We start from the raw sequence: 20,707 nt of genomic DNA, 5'->3' as shown, positions 1-20,707 counted from the left end.
GACGCCAGGTGCCAGAGGGGCACACCATCCACCGGCTGGCCCAGGACTACGCCGCCTTCACCGGCGGCCCGGTCCGCGTCACCAGCCCCCAGGGCAAGTTCTCCGACGCCGCCGCCCTCCTCGACGGCGCGGAGCTGACCCGCACCGAGGCCCACGGCAAGCACCTCTTCCTCGGCTTCCGCGACCAGGACTGGGTCCACATCCACCTCGGCCTGTTCGGCAAGGTCGCCTTCGGCCCGGCCCCCGCGCCCCCGCCCACCGACACCGTCCGCCTCCGCCTGGCCGACGCCCGGGCGTACGTCGATCTGCGCGGCCCCACCACCTGCGCCCTGATCACCCCCGGCGAGAAGCGGGCGATACACGACCGCCTCGGCCCCGACCCGCTGCGCCCGGACGCCGACCCGGACGCCGCCTGGGCCCGGATCTCCCGCAGCCGTACGACGATCGCGGCGCTGCTCATGGACCAGAAGGTGGTCGCCGGCGTCGGCAACGTCTACCGCGCCGAGGTCCTCTTCCGGCACGGCATCGACCCCTACCGCCCGGGCCGGGACCTCACCCGCGCCGAGTGGGACGCCGTCTGGCGGGACCTGGTCGCCCTGATGCGCGAGGGCGTCCGGCTCAACCGCATCGACACCGTCCGCCCCGAGCACACCCCCGAGGCGATGGGCCGCCCGCCCCGGGTCGACGACCACGGCGGCGAGGTCTACGTCTACCGGCGGGCGGACCGCCCGTGCCACATCTGCGCCACCGGCGTCCGGGTCGCCGAACTGGCCGGCCGCAACCTCTTCTGGTGCCCGGCCTGCCAGTCCCGCTGACCGGACCGCCCGCGTCCCGGAAGCTGTGCGGCACGCCTCAGAAGCTGTGCGGCAGCCAGGGCGCCACGTCCGAGACGAAGGCCGCGGAAGCCTCCGCCAGCGCCCCGGGGCGCAGCTCCCGTACCCGGCCGGCCGCGGCCAGCGCGGTCAGCGGTACGCCGCCGAGGTAGGCCGCGCCCAGCTCCCGTACGGACAGCGCCAGGTCCGCCGCGTCCGTGGTGCGGGCGCAGCTCGCGCCCTTGGCGTCGCCGGACAGCCGCCAACGCCCCGCGTTCCACGGGCAGAACGCGTCCTCCACCTCGAACACCACGTCCACCGGCGCCTGGTAGGTCCGCGCCTCCAGCGCCGCCCCCACCTCCACCGGCCGCAGGTACAGCGCGTCCCGCAGATACGGCCGGCACCGCCGGATGTCGGAGACCTGGTACTGCCACGCCTCGTCGACCGGCCGCCCCCGCGCCACCACCGACGTGGTCAGGTCGAGGTCGAACAGGAACCGCCACAGCGCCGCCCGCGTCACCGGGTCCAGCGCCTCCAGGTCGGCCAGCAGCACCGTGCCGTCGGCGCCCTGCGGCCCCCAGGCCGGGCGTATCCGGAACCGCGCGTACCCCGTGACCCGCCCGTCGTCCCGCGACGCGACCACGCACTGCAGCGGCGACGCCCCGTCCCGGCCGCTCTCCGGGTCCAGCAGCCCCAGTTGCTCCCAGCCGGGCCGCCGGGCCAGCATCCCCGGCCGCCCCGGCACCGACCGGGCGTACACCTCCTCGCACGCGTCGAGGACCTCCGCGGGCACCGCGTACCGCAGGCGTACGCCGTCCGTCCCCTCCGGCACGGACAGCCGTACCCGGGTGGTGTCGATCTCGGCGTTCACCTGGAACGTCGCCGCGCCGTAGCCGAACCGGCCGTAGATCGCCGGCTCGGACGCCGTCAGCACCGCCAGCGGCTCGCCCCAGGAGCGCACATCGTCCAGTTGCCGCCGCATCATCGACGTCAGCACGCCCCGCCGCCGGTGCGTGGCCGCCACGCTGACCATGGTCACGCCCGCGGCCGGCACCTCGGCGCCGCCGGGCACGGTCATCCGGAAGCTGAACGCCCCCGCCGTGCCCACACAGGCGCCGCCGTCCCAGACGCCGATCGAACGGTCCACCTCCGTCAGGGAGTTGAACAGCTCCCGTTCCTCGTCCGGCTCCGGAACCCCGCCGAAGGCGCGGACCAGCGTGTCGTACCAGTTGTCCCATTCATCCCGCTGGAGCGCTCGCGGTCCGGTGGTCGGGCCGCTCACCGCGGCGCTGTCAGTCCCCATGGACCCATGCCTATCAGGGCACCGGAGGACCGGCGAGGGAATTTCTCCCGGCCGGCCCGCGCGACGGCCTTCCGTGAAGTTCACCGCGCGGTCCACAGTGAGGTGCCCGCGGTTCGCACGGTGAACCGCGCGGTGACCGCACGGGAAGTCCACGGGCCGGGCGGGGCCTCGGACGGGGGACAAGTGGGACCTCCCGTGCCAAGCGGCTGCTCCGATGGATAGGGTCCCGAACTGATGGCAGCAGGACGACAGCGGCGCGCGGAAGCCGACACGTTCCCGGCCCGGTTGCGCAAGCAGTGGCACCGGGCCCGCGTCGGCCTGCGCAGATCCGCCGTCGACTACTTCCGCGGCGACGGCTCGGACTGGATCGCCCTGGCCGGCCTGCTGCTGACCATCCCGGTCATCGCGGCCACCACCATGGTCAACTCCGTGTGGTGCTCACCGGCCGCGCTGGTCCTGCCGGTCGTCGTCGGCGGCCTGGTGCTCCGCCCGGCCAGCCTGCTCGGCCTGTACGCGGCCGCCGCCACGGCCCTCATCGTGGAGTCGGTGCAGCTCGGCCCGTACACCGAGGGCCCCTCCCGGGTCACCCCGGGCGTGGTCCTGGTCGTCGCCGCCTGCGGGTTCTTCGGGCTGCTGCTCGCGCAGTTCCGCAGCCGGGTCGGCGTGCCCTGGCGGCGCGGCCACACCATGCTGTTCGACCTGCGCGAACGCATCCGCGTCCAGAGCAAGCTGCCGAAGCTGCCGCCGGGCTGGCACCGGGAGATGGCGCTGCGCCCGGCGGGCGGCCAGTCCTTCTCCGGCGACTTCGTGGTCGCGGCCCGCACCGGTGGCGGCCGGACCCTGGAGGTCGTCCTCACCGACGTCTCCGGCAAGGGCATGGACGCGGGCTCGCGGGCGCTGCTGCTCTCCGGTGCCTTCGGCGGCCTGCTGGGCAGCCTGCCCCCGCACGCCTTCCTGCCCGCCGCCAACGGCTATCTGCTCCGCCAGGACTGGGAGGAGGGCTTCGCCACCTCCATCCACCTCGTCCTGGACCTCGACTCCGGGGACTACGAGCTGTACTCCGCCGGCCACCCGCCGGGCCTCCAGCTCAGCGCGGGCACCGGCCGCTGGGAGGAGAAGGCCGCCGAGGGGCCGCTCCTCGGTGTGTACGACGGCGCCCAGTTCGACCCCGTGAAGGGCTCGCTCCGCCCCGGGGACGTGCTGATGCTGTTCACGGACGGCCTGGTGGAGACGTCGGAACGGGACATCGTGGAGGGCATAGACCGCCTCACCGGCGAGGCCGACCGCTATGTCGCCGGCGGCTTCCACGGCGCCGCCTGGCACCTGATCGAGGCGGTCGCCAAGGACGTCAACGACGACCGGGCCCTGCTCCTGATCTGCCGGGAGGGCCCGACCACGGCCCAGGCCCTGGCCGCGAACGCGTCCTGAGGGCGTCCTGAGGCGGGGGCTGCGGGCCGCTCTGCGGTGCTCTGTCCGTGGCCGTGCCGTGCCGTGCCCATCCCGCCCACGCCGTGCCGTGCCGTGCCCTGCCAGACTGACGGCATGAGCACCTCACCCGCCGCCCGCTCCTCGTCCGCGGCCTCTTCCGCGTCCTCGCCGTCGCCGTCGCCGTCGTTGAGCCTCGCCGAGGTGGAGGCGATCGCCCGGGCCGCCCACGAGGGGCAGACCGACAAGGCGGGCCGGCCCTACGCCGAGCACCTGCGGGCGGTCGCCGAGGGCGTACGGGCGCGCGGCGGCGACGCGGACCAGATCGCCGCCGCCTGGCTGCACGACGCCGTCGAGGACGACGCGCTCACGCCGCGCTGGCTCCAGGACGCCCCGCTGAGCCGCCGTACCAAGGACATCGTCCGGGCGGTCACCAAGCGGCCGGGCGAGCCCCCGGAGGCGTACGCCGGGCGGATCCTCGCCACGCCGGGCGCCCTGCTGGTGAAGGAGGCGGACCTGGCGCACAACGCCGACCCGGCCCGCCTCGCCGCCCTGGACGAACCGACCCGCACCCGCCTGGCCGAGAAGTACACCCGCATGCGCGCCCTCCTCGGCCTGCCGGCACCGGACCGGCCGTCCGGCGCCTGACCGGCCCGGCGGGCCTAGGCGGAGACCTTCTCCCGGCTCTCCCGGCTGTCCCGCCGCTCCCCGTGCCCCCGCTCGTGCTCGCGCTCCCGTTCCCGCGCCAGCTCCGCCGCGTCCCGCCGGAACGCCCACTCCATCCGCGGCTCCATCGCGAACCGGAACACCCGCCGCACGGGCGCCGTGCACAGCAGCGTCACGGCCGCCGCCGCGAGGACGGTGACGAGGACCTCGCCGAGCGGCGTGTGCAGCCGGCTCGGCCGGAACCAGCCGAGATAGTCGCCGCCCTTGATCAGGAAGCCGTGCAGCAGATAGCCGTAGAGCGTCCCGGCGCCGAGCGCGGTGAACCACATCCGCCGGCGCGGCACCCAGGCGAAGAAGCACGCGGTCAGCAGCAGCGCGCAGCCGAACAGCGCCAGCGTCATCACCGGCCCCGCCCACCACGGCGCCCCCAGCTCCTGCGCCGAGTCCCGGTGGTAGAACCACGCGGTGTTCATCCGCGGCACCGCCCACCAGCCGACCGCGAGGGCCGCCGCGAACACCGGCACCGACGCGATCCGCACCGAACGCCGCCGCACCAGGTGGAAGTGCTCGGCCTTCATGGAGAGCCCCAGCACGAAGAACGGCAGGAACTGCAGCACCCGTTGCAGATCGAGGTCGTCCCCGATCTCCGGCGACGCCGACGCCAGCATGGCGATCCCGAGCGCCAGCGGCAGCGGCTGCCGGACCAGCTTCCAGACCGGCGTGGTCAGCCGCCAGACGAACAACGCCACCAGGAACCAGGTCAGATACCAGGGGTCCAGCAGACTGATCTCCTGCCCCGGGTCACCGTCGACGAACCGCTTGAACAGCGGGTACGCGGTCTCGAAGAGGACGTACGGCACGGCGACCCCGGTGATCAGCCGCCGCAGCCGGTCGGGGCGCATGTCGAAACTGCGCGAGAAGTAGCCGGAGATGATGATGAACGCCGGCATGTGAAAGGCGTACACGACCGTGTACAGGCCCTCCAGGACGCGGCTGTCACCCTTGAGCGGCTCCCAGGAGTGGCCCATGGCCACGAGCACGATCGCCAGGTACTTGGCGTTGTCGAAGAACGCGTCGCGCTGCTTCACAGAGGCGTGGAACATCTGAGGCACCCTAGCGGCGCCCGCGCGAATTCGTAAAACCCCTGAATAGGGCGGCGTGAGCGGCCGCACATATCAACGGCCCGCGCCCGCCGACCACTCCGCATACCTCTCCGCATCACCCGCCTTGTCCTGATTTCTCATGATCGATCCGGTCATACGGTCAGTGTTTCCCCGGCCCGTTGCCGTGTCCGGGGCGACAATGCGAAATACCTGCGAACGCGTTGTGTGGACAGGGAAACGAACCGGTCGAATTACCTGCGCGAGTAATCCTTCGAATTACTGTGCGGAGCACCGGGGTTGAGTCCCCGCACGTCCCCCCGCACGTCCCTCCGTGCACCGCCCCGCCCGCCGGTCCGCGCACCCGTCCCCGCCCGCGACCCGGCGGACCTCGGGTGAACGATGCGTCACGGGCCGCATAGGGCAGGCCGGTTGGTGGCACGATGGTTCTGGCGGAGGCGCGCGGTGTCGCGCCTCCGGGCCGGGAGAGCGGACCGACCTAGGGTGTGATCAGTTGTGGCCATTTCACTGTCAGTGGTGCTGCTGTTGGCGATCATCCTGGTGGTGCTCATGCGCGGAGGCTCCCTCAAGGCCGGCCCCGCGATCGTCGCGGTCCTCTTCGGCTTCTTCCTCGCCTCGACCGGCATGGCCCCGTCGATCAACCGCTTCCTGGACTCCATAGCGGACACGATCAACTCGATCAGCTTCTGACACGCCTCGGGCCCGGCACCGCCAAGCGCGGAACCGGGCCCGAGGACTGACCGGAGCGGGCGACGGGAATCGAACCCGCGTAGCCAGTTTGGAAGACTGGGGCTCTACCATTGAGCTACGCCCGCACAGCGCGCCGGGCGCGACCGCCGCGGCACTGGAGGCATCGTAGCGGGTCGCCCCCCTTCGCCGCACACCCCGCCCGCGCGGCCCCGCGGCATGTACCCTACGTGTCGCACCAGACGGGGTGTGGCGCAGCTTGGTAGCGCGTCCGCTTTGGGAGCGGAAGGCCGTGGGTTCAAATCCCGCCACCCCGACCAGCCAGGATCAGCCACGGTCACCTCGGGTGATCGCCTTTTGGGCCGTGTACCCGCTGCCGTTACTATGCAAGCTGCACGCCCGTGTGTCTCATCGTCTGAAGTCCTCCGGGCGGCGAAATCCGCCGGGCCTCTCTGGGCCCGGCAGAACCCAAGAAGTCAGCCACAAGGAGACCGAACCGTGAAGAGCGCCGTGGAGACCCTGAACCCGACCCGGGTTCGGCTCACTGTCGAGGTGCCCTTCGAGGAGCTCAAGGACAGCCTCGACGCGGCGTACAAGAAGATCAACCAGCAGGTCACGGTGAAGGGCTTCCGCAAGGGCAAGGTCCCGGCCCGGGTCATCGACCAGCGGTTCGGCCGCGGTGCGGTGCTGGAGGAGGCCGTCAACGACGCCCTCCCGAAGTTCTACACCGAAGCGGTCAACGAGGCCGAGGTGGACCCGCTGGGCCAGCCCGAGGTCGACATCACGGAGCTGAAGGACGGCGAGACGCTGAACTTCACCGCCGAGGTCGACGTCCGCCCGACCATCGAGATCCCGGACTTCTCCGGCATCGAGGTCGAGGTCGACGCCGTCGAGGTCACCGACGAGGACGTGGAGAAGTCGGTCGAGCAGCTCCGCGAGCGCTTCGCCTCCACCTCCCCGGTGGAGCGCGCCGCCGAGGACGGCGACGTCGTCACCATCGACCTGGAGGCCAAGGTCGGCGGCGAGGTGCTGGAGGACGGCATCGCCAGCGGTGTGTCCTACACCATCGGCTCCGGTGAGCTGCTCGACGGCATCGACGACGCCGTCAAGGGCCTGTCCGCCGGCGAGGAGGCCACCTTCACCTCCGAGCTGAAGGGCGGCTCGGCGGCCGGCCAGGAGGCCGAGGTCACCGTCAAGGTCACCCAGGTCGCCCAGCGCGAGCTGCCCGAGCTGGACGACGACTTCGCCCAGTTGGCGTCGGAGTTCGACACCCTCGACGAGCTGAAGGCCGACAGCCGCAAGCGGCTGGCCGACATGAAGCAGTACGACCAGGCCACCCAGGCCCAGGAGCGGGTCCTGGACAAGCTCCTGGAGCTGGTCGAGGTCCCCGTCCCCGAGAAGCTCCTCGAGGACGAGATCAAGACCCGCAAGCACAACCTGGAGCACCACCAGCTCGGCCAGATGGGCCTCGACCTCGCGAAGTACCTGGAGATCCAGGGCAAGACCGAGGAGGAGTTCGAGACCGAGACCCGCGAGGCCGCGGTCAAGGGCATCAAGACCCAGTTCGTCCTCGACGAGCTGGTCAAGCAGGAGAAGCTCAACGTCAACCAGGAGGAGCTGACCGAGCACCTCATGCGGCGCGCGGCCTCCTCCGGCATGTCCCCCGACCAGTTCGCCCAGGCCGTCGTCGAGCAGGGCCAGGTCCCGCTCCTCGTCGGCGAGGTCGCCCGCGGCAAGGCGCTGGCCGCCGTGGTCGAGAAGGCCACGGTCAAGGACACCAACGGCGAGATCGTCGACCTCAGCGACGACGAGGAGGAGACGGAGGCCGCCGAGGCCGCCGCCGACTCCACCGAGGACGCCCCGGCCCAGGAGAAGACCGAGGGCTGAGCCCCCGGCTCCCGCACCGACGGCAGGACGGGCCCCGAGACGCGCGCGCTCTCGGGGCCCGTCCCGCTCCCGCCCCGCCCCGCGCTACGCCCCCGGCGAACACCTCCCTCCGCGGGATTCCCCGAAGGGACCCGCGCGTTAGGGTCCATGAATACGAGGGCAGTGGAGTCCCCGAATACGAGCTCCCGCCCCGCAGGGAAACGTGAGACGGCCCGGCGCCGTCGTAAGACGAGCAGGTGGATACGTGACGAATCTGATGCCCTCAGCCGCCGGCGAGCCCTCCATCGGTGGTGGCCTCGGCGACCAGGTCTACAACCGGCTGCTCGGCGAGCGGATCATCTTCCTCGGCCAGCCGGTCGACGACGACATCGCCAACAAGATCACCGCACAGTTGCTGCTCCTTGCCTCCGACCCGGACAAGGACATCTACCTCTACATCAACAGCCCGGGCGGTTCGATCACCGCCGGCATGGCGATCTACGACACCATGCAGTACATCAAGAACGACGTGGTGACCATCGCCATGGGCCTCGCCGCCTCGATGGGCCAGTTCCTGCTCAGCGCCGGCACCCCGGGCAAGCGCTTCGCCCTGCCGAACGCCGAGATCCTGATCCACCAGCCCTCCGCGGGCCTCGCGGGTTCCGCGTCGGACATCAAGATCCACGCCGAGCGGCTGCTGCACACCAAGAAGCGCATGGCCGAGCTGACGGCCCAGCACACCGGCCAGACGGTCGAGCAGATCACCCGCGACTCCGACCGCGACCGCTGGTTCGACGCCTTCGAGGCCAAGGAGTACGGCCTCATCGACGATGTCATCGCCACGGCCGCCGGCATGCCGGGCGGCGGCGGCACCGGGGCCTGAGCACCGCCCCAGCCAGCCCCGGCCGACCGCCTCAGCCCCTTCCCAGGAGACACTGTGAACGACTTCCCCGGCAGCGGCCTCTACGACCGCGCGCGCGCCGAGTACACCGGCCCCACGGCCGAGTCCCGCTACGTCATCCCGCGCTTCGTCGAGCGCACCTCCCAGGGCATCCGCGAGTACGACCCGTACGCGAAGCTCTTCGAGGAGCGGGTGATCTTCCTCGGCGTGCAGATCGACGACGCCTCCGCCAACGACGTCATGGCCCAGCTTCTGTGCCTGGAGTCGATGGACCCCGACCGGGACATCTCGGTCTACATCAACAGCCCCGGCGGCTCCTTCACGGCGCTCACGGCCATCTACGACACCATGCAGTACGTCAAGCCCGACGTGCAGACGGTCTGCATGGGCCAGGCGGCCTCCGCCGCCGCCGTGCTGCTCGCGGCCGGCACCCCCGGCAAGCGGATGGCGCTGCCCAACGCGCGCGTGCTGATCCACCAGCCGTACAGCGAGACCGGCCGCGGCCAGGTCTCCGACCTGGAGATCGCCGCCAACGAGATCCTGCGGATGCGCTCGCAACTCGAGGAGATGCTGGCCAAGCACTCCACGCAGACCATCGACAAGATCCGCGAGGACATCGAGCGCGACAAGATCCTCACGGCCGAGGACGCGCTCCAGTACGGCCTGATCGACCAGATCATCACCACCCGGAAGATGGACAACTCCTCCCTCCGCTGAGGCAGGACGCTGTATCGTCTGCCGCCCCTTGGCACGGTTTGGCGTGGTTCACGTCAAAGCGAACCGTGCCAAGGGGGGCCCGGACGGGGGGCCCGGCAAGGTACCGTCGACATAAGGCAGCACCAGGAGTCCACTGGACGTCGGCGTCCAGGAGTCTCCCAGGCGAAGGGGAAGCACACCGTGGCACGCATCGGTGACGGCGGCGATCTGCTCAAGTGCTCGTTCTGCGGCAAGAGCCAGAAGCAGGTCAAGAAGCTCATCGCAGGGCCCGGTGTCTACATCTGCGACGAGTGCATCGACCTCTGCAACGAGATCATCGAAGAGGAGCTGGCCGAGACCAGCGAGGTCCGCTGGGAGGAGCTGCCCAAGCCCCGCGAGATCTACGAGTTCCTCGAGGGCTACGTGGTCGGCCAGGAGGCCGCCAAGAAGGCGCTCTCCGTCGCGGTCTACAACCACTACAAGCGGGTCCAGGCCGGGGAGAACGGCGGCGCGCAGGGCCGCGACGACGCCATCGAGCTGGCGAAGTCCAACATCCTGCTGCTGGGCCCCACCGGCTCCGGCAAGACCCTGCTGGCCCAGACCCTGGCCCGCATGCTGAACGTGCCGTTCGCGATCGCCGACGCCACCGCCCTCACCGAGGCGGGCTACGTCGGCGAGGACGTCGAGAACATCCTGCTGAAGCTGATCCAGGCCGCTGACTACGACGTCAAGAAGGCCGAGACCGGCATCATCTACATCGACGAGATCGACAAGGTCGCCCGCAAGAGCGAGAACCCCTCGATCACCCGCGACGTGAGCGGCGAGGGCGTCCAGCAGGCGCTGCTGAAGATCCTGGAGGGCACCACCGCCTCGGTGCCGCCGCAGGGCGGGCGGAAACACCCCCACCAGGAGTTCATCCAGATCGACACGACGAACGTGCTGTTCATCGTGGGCGGCGCCTTCGCCGGCCTGGAGAAGATCATCGAGGCCCGGGCGGGCGCCAAGGGCATCGGCTTCGGCGCGCAGATCCGCTCCAAGCGGGAGCGCGAGTCCCAGGACCACTTCCAGGAGGTCATGCCGGAGGACCTGGTCAAGTTCGGCATGATCCCCGAGTTCATCGGCCGGCTGCCGGTGATCACCAGCGTGCACAACCTCGACCGCGAGGCCCTGCTGAAGATCCTGGTCGAGCCGCGCAACGCGCTGGTGAAGCAGTACCAGCGCCTGTTCGAACTCGACGGGGTGGAGCTGGACTTCGAGCGCGAGGCGCTGGAGGCCATCGCCGACCAGGCCATCCTGCGCCAGACCGGCGCCCGCGGCCTGCGCGCCATCATGGAGGAGGTCCTCCAGGGCGTGATGTACGAGGTCCCGTCCCGCAAGGACGTCGCCCGCGTCGTCATCACCGCCGACGTGGTCCTCTCCAACGTCAACCCGACGCTGATCCCGCGCGACTCCCGCGGCCGCGGCCCGGGCGAGCAGAAGTCGGCGTAACCGCCGCACGGACGAGGAAGGGGCCCCGGCCGCCACGACCGGGGCCCCTTTTCCCGTACCCGGACGGGTCAGACCTTGACTCGAACGTCCTTGCGGATCTTGGTGGTGAGGTCCACCGCCACGTCCTTGCTGATGCTGGCGGTGACCTCGCCCGGCGAGACCATGGCGATCGTGCTGTGGTCCGCCCACGCGCAGAACCAGTCGGACTTCTCCTTCTTGGTCTGCGGGTTCTTGCCCTTGGCCACCTGGCACTTCATGAGCGCGCCGTCGAGCTCCACGCTCTCCGGCTCACCCACCAGATCGGCGCCCGTACCGCTGGAGGAACCCTTCGAGGCCGACTTCTTCATATTGGCGAAGAACGCGTCCAGCGCCGCCTCCGGGTCGGCGATCTCCCCGTACGCACCGGCGAAGGTGATCGTGGAGAACTCGTCCGGCACCGAACTGGGGTCGGACGGGTCGTAGCTGCCCGGGTCGATCGTCGTGTAGATGCCCAGCGCCGACTTGCCGTTCTTGACGCCGCTCTTCTCCAGGTCCTCGGTGGTGCTGCCGCTGCTCAGACCGCTGTCGGACATCAGGTTGTACTCGCCGCCGAGCACCGTCTTCGGCGTGGTGAGCTTGTGCGCGCCGTCGTCCTCCAGACCGCCGCCCGCACCCCCGCCGCCGGTCCCGCCGAGCACGAAGTACGCGCCCACCCCGATCGCCGCCACGACCGCGACCGCGCCGACGATCAGCCCGGTCTTCTTCTTCCCGCCGCCCGGAGCCGGCGGCTGCGGCATCCCGTACGGCGTCTGCCCGTAGGGCTCCTGTCCGTACGGGGGCTGCTGCGGGGGCACGCCCTGCGGAGGCTGCTGCGGATAGCCGTAACCGGGCTGCGGAGGAGGCGTCTGCTGGGGGTGGCCGTAACCGGGCTGCGGAGGAGGCGTCTGCTGGGGGTGGCCGTAGCCGGGCTGGGGGGCCTGCGGCGGCTGGCCGTACGGGCCCGGCTGGCCGTACGGTCCGGGCTGCTGGGGCTGCCCGCCGTACGGGCCCGGCTGGTTGTAGCTCATTCCTGGGTTCCCCTCCGGATGCACGTCTCTTGCCCGCCATCCTGACGCAGACATGGCGGGAACCGGCCACCGGGGGCCGCACCGTTACAAAGCAAACGCGTTTCGGGACTCGGTCGTGACACCTCTAAACTGACCCTCGTGACCGAGAACACTCAGCAGCCGCAATCAGCGCCCATCACCGAACTGCCGACCCAGTACACGCCGGCCGAGGTAGAGGGGAAGCTGTACGAGCGCTGGGTAGACAAGGGGTACTTCACCGCCGACGCGGACAGCGACAAGCCCCCGTACACCATCGTCATCCCGCCGCCCAACGTCACCGGCTCCCTGCACCTGGGCCACGCCTTCCAGCACACGCTGATGGACGCCCTCACCCGCCGCAAGCGCATGCAGGGCTACGAGGCGCTGTGGCTGCCCGGCATGGACCACGCCGGCATCGCCACCCAGAACAAGGTGGAGCAGCAGCTCGCCGACGAGGGCAAGTCCCGGCACGACCTCGGCCGCGAGGAGTTCGTCCAGCGGGTGTGGCAGTGGAAGGAGGAGTACGGCGGCAAGATCCTCGGCCAGATGCGGCGCCTGGGCGACGGCGTCGACTGGTCCCGGGAGCGCTTCACCATGGACGCCGGCCTGTCCCGGGCCGTCGGCACCATCTTCAAGCGCCTCTACGACGACGGGCTGATCTACCGCGCCGAGCGCATCATCAACTGGTGCCCGCGCTGTCTGACCGCCATCTCCGACATCGAGGTGAACTACCAGGAGGACGACGGCGAGCTGGTCTCCATCCGGTACGGCGAGGGCGAGGACAGCCTGGTCGTCGCCACCACCCGCGCGGAGACGATGCTCGGCGACACCGCCGTCGCCGTCCACCCCGACGACGAGCGCTACCGGCACCTGGTCGGCCGGCGGATCAAGCTGCCGCTGACCGACCGGACCATCCCGGTCGTCGCCGACGCCCACGTCGACCCCGAGTTCGGCACCGGCGCGGTCAAGGTCACCCCGGCCCACGACCCGAACGACTTCGCCATCGGCCAGCGGCACGACCTGGAGTCGATCACCGTCATGGACGAGCGGGGCGTCATCACCGCGCACGGCCCCTTCGAGGGCCTGGACCGCTTCGAGGCCCGCTCCACCATCGTCGCCGCGCTGCGCGAGCAGGGCCGGATCGTCGCCGAGAAGCGGCCCTACGTGCACTCCGTCGGCCACTGCTCGCGCTGCGGCACCACCGTCGAACCGCGGCTGTCCCTGCAGTGGTGGGTCAAGGTCGCCCCGCTGGCCAAGGCGGCCGGTGACGCCGTCCGCGACGGCCGGGTCACCATCCACCCCGAGGACATGGCGAAGCGGTACTTCGACTGGGTCGACAACATGCACGACTGGTGCATCTCGCGCCAGTTGTGGTGGGGCCACCGCATCCCCGTCTGGTACGGCCCGGACGGCGAGGTCGTCTGCGTCGGCCCCGACGAGGAGCCGCCCGCCGGCGAGGGCTGGCACCAGGAGACCGACGTCCTGGACACCTGGTTCTCCTCGGGCCTGTGGCCGTTCTCCACCCTGGGCTGGCCGGAGCAGACCGCCGACCTGCGCAAGTTCTACCCGACCGACGTCCTGCTGACCGGCCACGACATCATCTTCTTCTGGGTCGCCCGGATGATGATGTTCGGCCTGTACGCCATGGACGGCGAGGTCCCGTTCAAGACCATCGCGCTGACCGGCCTGGTCCGCGACGAGCGCGGCAAGAAGATGTCGAAGTCCTTCGGCAACGTCGTCGACCCGCTCGACTGGATGGACACCTACGGCTCCGACGCCGTCCGCTTCACCCTGGCCCGCGGCGCCAACCCCGGCACCGACGTGCCCATCGGCGAGGACTGGGTCCAGGCGTCCCGGAACTTCGCCAACAAGATCTGGAACGCCACCCGGTTCGCCCTGATGAACGGCGCCACCGTCGAGGGCCCGCTGCCGGACGCCGCCGAGATGTCCCCGACCGACCGCTGGATCCTCTCCCGGCTGGGCCGGACGGTCGCCGACGTCGACGCGTTCTACGAGGACTACCAGTTCGCCAAGGTCTCCGACGCCCTCTACCACTTCGCGTGGGACGAGGTCTTCGACTGGTACGTGGAGCTGTCCAAGACCACCTTCCAGGCGGGCGGCCCGGCGGCCGAGGTCAGCAAGCGCGTCCTGGGCGAGGTCCTGGACGTCACGCTGCGGCTGCTGCACCCGGTCGTCCCGTTCGTCACCGAGGAGCTGTGGACCACGCTCACCGGCGGCGAGTCGGTCGTCGTCGCCGACTGGCCGAAGGACTCCGGCTTCCGGGACGCGGCCGCCGAACGGGAGATCGAGACCCTCCAGTCGGTGATCACCGAGGTCCGCCGGTTCCGCGCCGACCAGGGCCTCCAGCCCGGCCAGCGCGTCCCGGCCCGCCTCACCCTGGACGGCACGGCCCTCGCCCCGCACGAGCCGGCCATCCGCCAGTTGCTCCGCCTCCAGCCCGAGGGCGACGCCTTCACGGCGACGGCGACCCTGCCGGTGGCCGGCGCCGAGGTCGCCCTCGACCTCTCCGGCACCATCGACGTCGCCGCCGAGCGCAAGCGCCTCGGCAAGGACCTCGCGGCGGCCGAGAAGGAGAAGGCCCAGGCCACGGCCAAGCTCGGCAACGAGGCGTTCCTGGCCAAGGCCCCGGACCACGTGGTCGACAAGATCCGGGGACGCCTGGCCAAGGCGGAGGAGGACATCGTCCGCCTCCGCACCCAGCTCGACCGCCTGCCGCAGGCGTAGGGGCCCCGCACGAGGGTCCCCGGCACTTACTGCATGCCGGGGACCCTCGCGCACCTCCAGGGACGCGGGGCCGTACCGCCATGCGGCTCCGCCGCGTGGACGCGACCAGCCACGACACACCCGCACACGGACGAGGGCCCGAGCCACCCCCGCCTTCGCCGGCACCCCTCCGTAGACTGGGCCCCGTGAGCGACATCCCCGGCGACGACCAGCCAGACCCCCTCGACTCCTTCGACGAGATCATCGAGGCGGAGACCACCCGAGACCCCGACCTCGCGGTCATCGAGGCCGGCAGCCGCACCCTCCGCACCCAGGGCGGCCCCCCGCAGGCCGACGTACCCGCCCGCCCCGAGGACCCCGAGGTCGACAAGGCGCTGCGCGAGGTCGAGGCCGAGCTGGCCACCCGCTGGGGCGAGACCAAGCTGGAGCCCTCCGTCAGCCGTATCGCCGCGCTGATGGACGTCCTGGGCGACCCGCAGCGCTCGTACCCGTCGATCCACATCACCGGCACCAACGGCAAGACCTCCACCGCCCGCATGATCGAGGCCCTGCTCGGCGCCTTCGAGCTGCGCACCGGGCGGTACACCTCGCCGCACGTGCAGTCGATCACCGAGCGGATCAGCCTGGACGGCGCGCCGATCGCCGCGGAGCGGTTCGTGGAGACGTACCAGGACATCAAGCCGTACGTGGAGATGGTCGACGCGCGGCAGGAGTACCGGCTGTCCTTCTTCGAGGTGCTCACCGGCATGGCGTACGCCGCCTTCGCCGACGCGCCCGTGGACGTGGCCGTGGTCGAGGTCGGCATGGGCGGCTCCTGGGACGCCACCAACGTGATCGACGGGGACGTCGCCGTGGTCACCCCGATCGACCTGGACCACACCGACCGGCTCGGGGAGACCACCGCCGAGATCGCCACCGAGAAGGCCGGCATCGTCAAGCAGGACGCCACCGTCATCCTCGCCCAGCAGCCGGTGGACGCGGCCCAGGTGCTGCTGAAGAAGGCCGTCGACGTGAACGCCACCGTGGCCCGCGAGGGCCTGGAGTTCGGCGTGGTGGCCCGGCAGGTCGCCGTCGGCGGCCAGTTGCTGACGCTGCGCGGCCTGGGCGGCGAGTACCCCGAGGTCTACCTGCCGCTGCACGGCGCCCACCAGGCGCACAACGCGGCCGTGGCGCTCGCCGCCGTCGAGGCGTTCTTCGGGGTGGGCGCGCAGCGTCCGGAGCCGCTGGACATCGACACCGTCCGCAAGGCGTTCGCCGCCGTCGCCTCGCCGGGCCGCCTGGAGGTGGTCCGCACCTCGCCGACGGTCGTGCTGGACGCCGCGCACAACCCGGCCGGGGCGCGGGCCACCGCCGCGGCGCTGGGGGAGGCGTTCCAGTTCAGCCGACTGATCGGGGTGGTCGGCGCGAGCGGCGACAAGGACGTGCGGGGGCTGCTGGAGGCGTTCGAACCGGTGTTCGCCGAAGTCGTCGTCACCCAGAACACCAGCCACCGCGCGATGGACGCCGACGCGCTGGCCGCGATCGCCGTCGAGGTGTACGGCGAGGACCGGGTGCAGGTCGAGCCGCAGTTGCCGGACGCGCTGGAGGCCGCGATCACCCTGGCCGAGGAGGAGGGCGAGTTCGCGGGCGGCGGGGTGCTCGTCACCGGCTCGGTCATCACCGTCGGCGAGGCCCGACTGCTGCTGGGAAGGGGCTGACATCCCGTGCGTACGCTCTGTTCCTCGACCCTGATCGGCGAGTTCTTCGTGATCGGCTTCGCCGGGCTGGTCGCCATGAAACAGCCCGACCTGTCCATGGGGACGGTGTGGACGGTCAGCGGCATCGCGATGTTCCTGTGCGTGGCGCTGTGCGGCATGGTGACCCGCCCCGGCGGCGTGGCCCTGGGCTGGGCCCTGCAGCTCGCGCTGATCGCCTCCGGCTTCGTCGTCCCGATGATGTTCATCCTCGGAGTCGTCTTCGCCGCCCTGTGGTGGGCGTCCGTGCACTACGGCAGGAAGATCGACGAGGCGAAGGCGAGATTCGCGGCGCGGACGGAACCGGGGGCCGCGCCGCAGGCGTGATGCCCTGTGGCTGACGCTGCGTGACGAGGGCCGCGACACGCCCGGTAACCTCAGTCACACTTCGCACGTCCTGACCTACAAGGAGCCCGCAGTGACCCAGCGCACCCTCGTCCTCCTCAAGCCCGACGCCGTCCGTCGTGGCCTGACCGGCGAGATCATCAGCCGTATCGAGCGCAAGGCCGGCTGGCAGATCACCGCGCTGGAGCTGCGCACCCTGGACCAGGAGACCCTGGAACAGCACTACGGCGAGCACAAGGGCAAGCCCTTCTACGAGCCCCTGGTGGAATTCATGTCCTCCGGCCCGGTCGTGGCGATGATCGTCGAGGGCGAGCGGGTCATCGAGGGCGTGCGCGCCCTGGCCGGTCCCACCGACCCGATCGCCGCCGCGCCGGGCTCCATCCGCGGCGACTACGGTGTGATCGTCCGGGAGAACCTGATCCACGCCTCCGACTCCGAGGAGTCCGCCGAGCGCGAGGTGAAGATCTTCTTCCCGGGCCGTGCCTGATCTCTACTATCTGTTTTTCTGACGCCTTGTCAGTCAAATGGCCCATCTGACCAGGGCGGTCGTGGTGAAACGGCCGCCCTGTCACATTTGCGTGCCGATCGGGGGAACGTTTGCCTCCGTTGGCCCGTCTCCACAAGCGAGGCGGGACGCCATCTGATGACAATGGCGAAGACCCTCGCGCGGTGTTCGTGAAAGCGCGTCTACGATGGAAGCCTTCACGCCACTGCACCCACCTCGCCGACCTGAAAAGCCCTCAAAAGCTCCTGGGAAGGCCAGTCGAATCCTGATGGGGAACTCAATGTCGTTCATCGGCCGTGACATGGCTGTCGACCTCGGGACCGCCAACACGCTGGTGTACGTCAGGGGTCGTGGGATCGTACTCAACGAGCCGTCCGTCGTCGCCATCAACACCAACACCGGCGGCATCCTCGCGGTCGGCGCCGAAGCGAAGAAGATGATCGGGCGCACGCCCGGCAACATCGTTGCCGTGCGTCCGCTGAAGGACGGCGTGATCGCCGACTTCGAGATCACCGAGCGGATGCTCCGCTACTTCATCCTGAAGATCCACAAGCGGCGGTATCTGGCTCGTCCGCGGGTCGTCGTCTGTGTGCCCTCGGGCATCACCGGCGTCGAGCGCCGAGCCGTCATCGAGGCGTCGTCCCAGGCCGGCGCCCGCCAGGTGCACATCATCGAGGAGCCCATGGCCGCGGCCATCGGCTCCGGCCTGCCGGTCCACGAGGCCACGGGCAACATGGTGGTCGACATCGGCGGCGGCACCACGGAGGTCGCGGTCATCTCCCTCGGCGGCATCGTCACCGCCCAGTCCATCCGCGTCGCGGGTGACGAACTGGACAACGCCATCATCCAGCACATCAAGAAGGAGTACTCGCTCCTGCTGGGTGAGCGGACGGCCGAACAGATCAAGATCACGATCGGTTCCGCGTACGACCTCGACACCGACGAGCACACCGAAATCCGCGGCCGGGACCTCGTCTCCGGGCTGCCCAAGACCGTCGTCGTCTCCGCCGCCGAAGTCCGCAAGGCGATCGAGGAGCCGGTCAACGCGATCGTCGACGCGGTCAAGACCACCCTGGACAAGTGCCCGCCGGAGCTGTCCGGCGACATCATGGACCGGGGCATCGTCCTGACCGGCGGCGGAGCGCTGCTGCGCGGCCTCGACGAGCGGCTGCGCCGGGAGACCGGAATGCCGATCCACATCGCCGAGGACCCGCTGGACAGCGTGGCGCTCGGCTCCGGCAAGTGCGTCGAGGAGTTCGAGGCGCTCCAGCAGGTGCTGGACGCCCAGCCCCGCAGATGACATCACGCTTGCATTCCGCCGTACGAGACGACCTCCTCTCGTACGGCGGATCGTTGATATAGAGACCTAGAGACCTAGAGACCTAGAGACCTAGAGCCATACGGACCCAGAGCCCTAGAGCCCTAGAGCCCGACGGACCTAGCGCCCTAGAGACATCCAGACGTAGCGACCGGCACCATCCGTCCCGCCCGCTGCGGGCGGTGGGATGGGGCCGGCACATACCGAAGAACCACCGACGAATTCCCGAATTCCGACGAGGAAGGCACGGCCGCCGCACGTGAGGGACACGAAAGAGAGCCGGCTGCTCCTGGTGCTGCTGATCGCGGTCGCGTTCGCGCTGATCACGGTGGACATCCGCGGCGGGGAGGACTCACCGGTCGACGGTGCCCGGCAGGCCGCGGCCACCGTCTTCGGCCCGATCGAGGACGGGGTGTCGTCCGCCGTCGACCCGGTGGGCAACGCCATCTCCGCGGTCCGCGCCTCCGGTGACCGCCACGACCGGCTCGCCGCCCTGGAGCAGGAGAACGCGGCGCTCAAGGCGAAGCTCGGCAGCGACGACCGCGGCCGCAGCCGCCTCGCCCAGCTCGACAAGATGCTCAAGCTGGCGGGGGAGGGCCAGTACGGCATCAAGGGCGCCCAGGTCATCGGCATAGGAGCGGCCCAGGGCTTCTCCTGGACCGTCACCATCGACGTCGGCGCCCACGACGGCATCCAGCGCGACATGACCGTCCTCAACGGCGACGGACTGGTCGGCCGGGTCACCACCGTCGGCCCCGACTCCTCCACGGTGCTGCTCGCCAGCGACCCCGACTTCACCGTCGGCACTCGTATGGAGGCCGGCGACGAACTCGGCTTCGCCTCCGGGCAGGGCGACCGCCCGCTCCGGGTCGAGCTGCTCAACGGCAAGGCCGAGGTGAAGAAGGGCGACCGCCTGGTCACCTTCGGCTCCCAGGCCGACAAGCCCTTCGTGCCCGGCGTGCCGGTCGGCGTGGTCTCCCGCGTCGACCCCTCCGGCGGCGACCTGACCCGCACCCTGTACGTCACGCCGTACGTCAGCTTCACCAAGCTCGACATCGTCGGCGTCGTCGTCCAGGGGCCCAAGAAGGACCCGCGCGACACGGTGCTCCCGGACAAGCCCAAGCCGGCCCCCAGGCCGACCGTGACGGTCACCGTGACACCGGGCGCCGGGGAGCCCGGCGACGGCCAGGCGGCCGAGGACGGCCAGGGGGCCGACGGACAGCCGCAGATCGAGCAGCCCGAGCAGTAGGAGTCTGAAGTCCCATGCGCGTCAACCGGATCCTGCTGTCCGCGGCCCTGATCGCCGTCGCCCTGGTGATCCAGGTCAGCGTCCTGGCCCGGCTCCACCTCCCCGGTGCCGTCCCCGACCTGCTGCTCCTCGTCGTGCTCGGCCTCGCCCTGGTCTACGGCCACGTCGGCGGGGCCCTGATCGGCTTCGGCGCCGGTCTGCTCGCCGACCTCGCCCCGCCCGCCGACCACGCCGCCGGACGCTACGCCCTGGTGCTGTGCGTCATCGGCTACCTGGCGGGCCTCGCCCGGCCGGAGAACGGACGGCTGAAGTCCGCCGTCGGCCCCATGGTCGTGGTCGTCGTCGCCGCCGTCGGCTCCACCCTGCTCTACGCCGGGGTCGGCGCCCTGGTCGGCGACACCGCCGCCCGCCACGTCGGCCTCGGCGGGCTGCTGTTCACCGCCGCCCTGTACGACCTGCTGCTGGCGCCGTTCGTCGTCCCCGGCATCATGGCGCTGGCCCGGCGCGCGGAGAACGACCCGCTCGCCGAGACCAACTCCGCCGCCCAGGCCACCGACATCTCCTCCGGCTGGCTCTCCTCCGGCACCGGTCTGCGCATCGGCGGCCAGCGGGGCGGGCTGCGGGTGAAGGCGGCGCGGGCCCGGGTCGCCCGCGCCGGACGCATCAAGGGGGTCAAGCGGCTGTGACGGCGGCCGAGTTCACCCGAACGGGTCCGCCGGGGCGGAACGCGGCCCGGCCGGCCGTCCGTTCATCATTCGTACGCGCACACACGCCGGCGCACTG

At 70.8% G+C, this 20,707-nt stretch carries 18 protein-coding genes and 2 tRNA genes; 16 read left to right on the top strand and 4 right to left on the bottom strand.

The features are described 5' to 3' along the window. The first annotated feature begins 8 nt into the window (after positions 1 to 8). Entirely contained in the window at positions 9 to 815 is an 807-nt protein-coding gene (locus IE316_RS02060; RefSeq protein WP_190202324.1) for an Fpg/Nei family DNA glycosylase, read from the top strand. 37 nt (positions 816 to 852) lie between these two features. Here IE316_RS02060 and IE316_RS02055 read toward each other — a convergent pair whose 3' ends face one another. After that, the gene (locus IE316_RS02055; protein WP_190202323.1) at positions 853 to 2,115 is read right to left on the bottom strand and encodes a GNAT family N-acetyltransferase; all 1,263 of its coding nucleotides are present in this window, start codon (positions 2,113 to 2,115) and stop codon (positions 853 to 855) included. Between the two features lie 234 nt (positions 2,116 to 2,349). Here IE316_RS02055 and IE316_RS02050 point away from each other — a divergent pair, with 234 nt between their 5' ends. Then, positions 2,350 to 3,543 (top strand): PP2C family protein-serine/threonine phosphatase, encoded by a 1,194-nt coding sequence (locus IE316_RS02050; RefSeq protein ID WP_190202322.1) that lies wholly within the window; start codon positions 2,350 to 2,352, stop codon positions 3,541 to 3,543. A gap of 114 nt (positions 3,544 to 3,657) precedes the next feature. Beyond that, positions 3,658 to 4,188: an HD domain-containing protein gene (locus tag IE316_RS02045; RefSeq protein WP_229910151.1), complete on the top strand. Its 531-nt coding sequence runs from the start codon at positions 3,658 to 3,660 to the stop codon at positions 4,186 to 4,188. 14 nt (positions 4,189 to 4,202) lie between these two features. Here the strand turns inward: IE316_RS02045 and IE316_RS02040 are convergent, their stop codons facing one another. After that, entirely contained in the window at positions 4,203 to 5,309 is a 1,107-nt protein-coding gene (locus tag IE316_RS02040; RefSeq protein ID WP_190202321.1) for an acyltransferase family protein, read from the bottom strand. Between the two features lie 513 nt (positions 5,310 to 5,822). Here IE316_RS02040 and IE316_RS02035 point away from each other — a divergent pair. After that, on the top strand, positions 5,823 to 6,017 hold the full coding sequence (locus IE316_RS02035; protein WP_190202320.1) for a hypothetical protein: 195 nt from the start codon (positions 5,823 to 5,825) through the stop codon (positions 6,015 to 6,017). A gap of 54 nt (positions 6,018 to 6,071) precedes the next feature. On the opposite strand, the gene IE316_RS02030 is transcribed toward IE316_RS02035, so the two are convergent. Further along, positions 6,072 to 6,142 (bottom strand) — tRNA-Gly (locus IE316_RS02030). Between the two features lie 115 nt (positions 6,143 to 6,257). Here IE316_RS02030 and IE316_RS02025 point away from each other — a divergent pair. From IE316_RS02025 to clpX, 5 genes are all read left to right on the top strand, one after another. Beyond that, a tRNA-Pro gene (locus IE316_RS02025) sits at positions 6,258 to 6,334 on the top strand. Between the two features lie 178 nt (positions 6,335 to 6,512). Further along, positions 6,513 to 7,901, top strand: coding sequence for a trigger factor (gene tig / locus IE316_RS02020; RefSeq protein WP_190202319.1), 1,389 nt, complete (start codon positions 6,513 to 6,515; stop codon positions 7,899 to 7,901). Between the two features lie 256 nt (positions 7,902 to 8,157). After that, positions 8,158 to 8,763, top strand: coding sequence for an ATP-dependent Clp protease proteolytic subunit (locus tag IE316_RS02015; protein ID WP_030858107.1), 606 nt, complete (start codon positions 8,158 to 8,160; stop codon positions 8,761 to 8,763). A 54-nt stretch (positions 8,764 to 8,817) separates the two neighbouring features. Next, the gene (locus IE316_RS02010) at positions 8,818 to 9,498 is read left to right on the top strand and encodes an ATP-dependent Clp protease proteolytic subunit (RefSeq protein ID WP_190202318.1); all 681 of its coding nucleotides are present in this window, start codon (positions 8,818 to 8,820) and stop codon (positions 9,496 to 9,498) included. A gap of 180 nt (positions 9,499 to 9,678) precedes the next feature. Further along, complete coding sequence (gene clpX, locus IE316_RS02005) at positions 9,679 to 10,965, top strand: ATP-dependent Clp protease ATP-binding subunit ClpX (protein WP_190202317.1); 1,287 nt, start codon at positions 9,679 to 9,681, stop codon at positions 10,963 to 10,965. A gap of 68 nt (positions 10,966 to 11,033) precedes the next feature. On the opposite strand, the gene IE316_RS02000 is transcribed toward clpX, so the two are convergent. Beyond that, a complete protein-coding gene (locus IE316_RS02000; RefSeq protein WP_190202316.1) occupies positions 11,034 to 12,011 on the bottom strand; it encodes a hypothetical protein in 978 nt (325 codons plus the stop codon). Between the two features lie 138 nt (positions 12,012 to 12,149). Here IE316_RS02000 and IE316_RS01995 point away from each other — a divergent pair, with 138 nt between their 5' ends. From IE316_RS01995 to mreD, 7 genes are all read left to right on the top strand, one after another. Next, positions 12,150 to 14,774: a valine--tRNA ligase gene (locus IE316_RS01995; RefSeq protein WP_190202315.1), complete on the top strand. Its 2,625-nt coding sequence runs from the start codon at positions 12,150 to 12,152 to the stop codon at positions 14,772 to 14,774. Between the two features lie 185 nt (positions 14,775 to 14,959). Then, a complete protein-coding gene (gene folC / locus IE316_RS01990; RefSeq protein ID WP_190202314.1) occupies positions 14,960 to 16,471 on the top strand; it encodes a bifunctional tetrahydrofolate synthase/dihydrofolate synthase in 1,512 nt (503 codons plus the stop codon). Positions 16,472 to 16,477: 6 nt separating this feature from the next. Continuing rightward, positions 16,478 to 16,834, top strand: a complete 357-nt coding sequence (locus IE316_RS01985) for a DUF4233 domain-containing protein (RefSeq protein ID WP_190202313.1) — start codon at positions 16,478 to 16,480, stop codon at positions 16,832 to 16,834. Positions 16,835 to 16,925: 91 nt separating this feature from the next. After that, a complete protein-coding gene (gene ndk, locus IE316_RS01980; RefSeq protein WP_190202312.1) occupies positions 16,926 to 17,339 on the top strand; it encodes a nucleoside-diphosphate kinase in 414 nt (137 codons plus the stop codon). A gap of 298 nt (positions 17,340 to 17,637) precedes the next feature. Continuing rightward, a complete protein-coding gene (locus tag IE316_RS01975) occupies positions 17,638 to 18,657 on the top strand; it encodes a rod shape-determining protein (protein WP_030569938.1) in 1,020 nt (339 codons plus the stop codon). A 277-nt stretch (positions 18,658 to 18,934) separates the two neighbouring features. Then, positions 18,935 to 19,924 (top strand): rod shape-determining protein MreC, encoded by a 990-nt coding sequence (gene mreC / locus IE316_RS01970; protein ID WP_190202311.1) that lies wholly within the window; start codon positions 18,935 to 18,937, stop codon positions 19,922 to 19,924. A gap of 14 nt (positions 19,925 to 19,938) precedes the next feature. After that, positions 19,939 to 20,610 (top strand): rod shape-determining protein MreD, encoded by a 672-nt coding sequence (gene mreD, locus IE316_RS01965; protein ID WP_190202310.1) that lies wholly within the window; start codon positions 19,939 to 19,941, stop codon positions 20,608 to 20,610. The last annotated feature ends 97 nt before the right edge of the window (positions 20,611 to 20,707 follow it).

The sequence above is a fragment of the Streptomyces fumanus genome, from assembly GCF_014655295.1.
In the GTDB taxonomy this organism is placed as follows: Bacteria; Actinomycetota; Actinomycetes; order Streptomycetales; family Streptomycetaceae; genus Streptomyces; species Streptomyces fumanus.
Note: the sequence above shows the minus strand (reverse complement) of the source record. Positions and strands in the feature narration are given on the sequence as shown.

Bases quoted from the DNA above. Each gene is read 5' to 3' on its own strand.
- IE316_RS02055 (WP_190202323.1), bottom strand. From the start codon at position 2,115: ATGGGGACTGACAGCGCCGCGGTGAGCGGCCCGACCACCGGACCGCGA.
- IE316_RS02050 (WP_190202322.1), top strand. From the start codon at position 2,350: ATGGCAGCAGGACGACAGCGGCGCGCGGAAGCCGACACGTTCCCGGCC.
- IE316_RS02045 (WP_229910151.1), top strand. From the start codon at position 3,658: ATGAGCACCTCACCCGCCGCCCGCTCCTCGTCCGCGGCCTCTTCCGCG.
- IE316_RS02040 (WP_190202321.1), bottom strand. From the start codon at position 5,309: ATGTTCCACGCCTCTGTGAAGCAGCGCGACGCGTTCTTCGACAACGCC.
- IE316_RS02015 (WP_030858107.1), top strand. From the start codon at position 8,158: ATGCCCTCAGCCGCCGGCGAGCCCTCCATCGGTGGTGGCCTCGGCGAC.
- IE316_RS02000 (WP_190202316.1), bottom strand. From the start codon at position 12,011: ATGAGCTACAACCAGCCGGGCCCGTACGGCGGGCAGCCCCAGCAGCCC.
- IE316_RS01975 (WP_030569938.1), top strand. From the start codon at position 17,638: ATGTCGTTCATCGGCCGTGACATGGCTGTCGACCTCGGGACCGCCAAC.
- mreD (WP_190202310.1), top strand. From the start codon at position 19,939: ATGCGCGTCAACCGGATCCTGCTGTCCGCGGCCCTGATCGCCGTCGCC.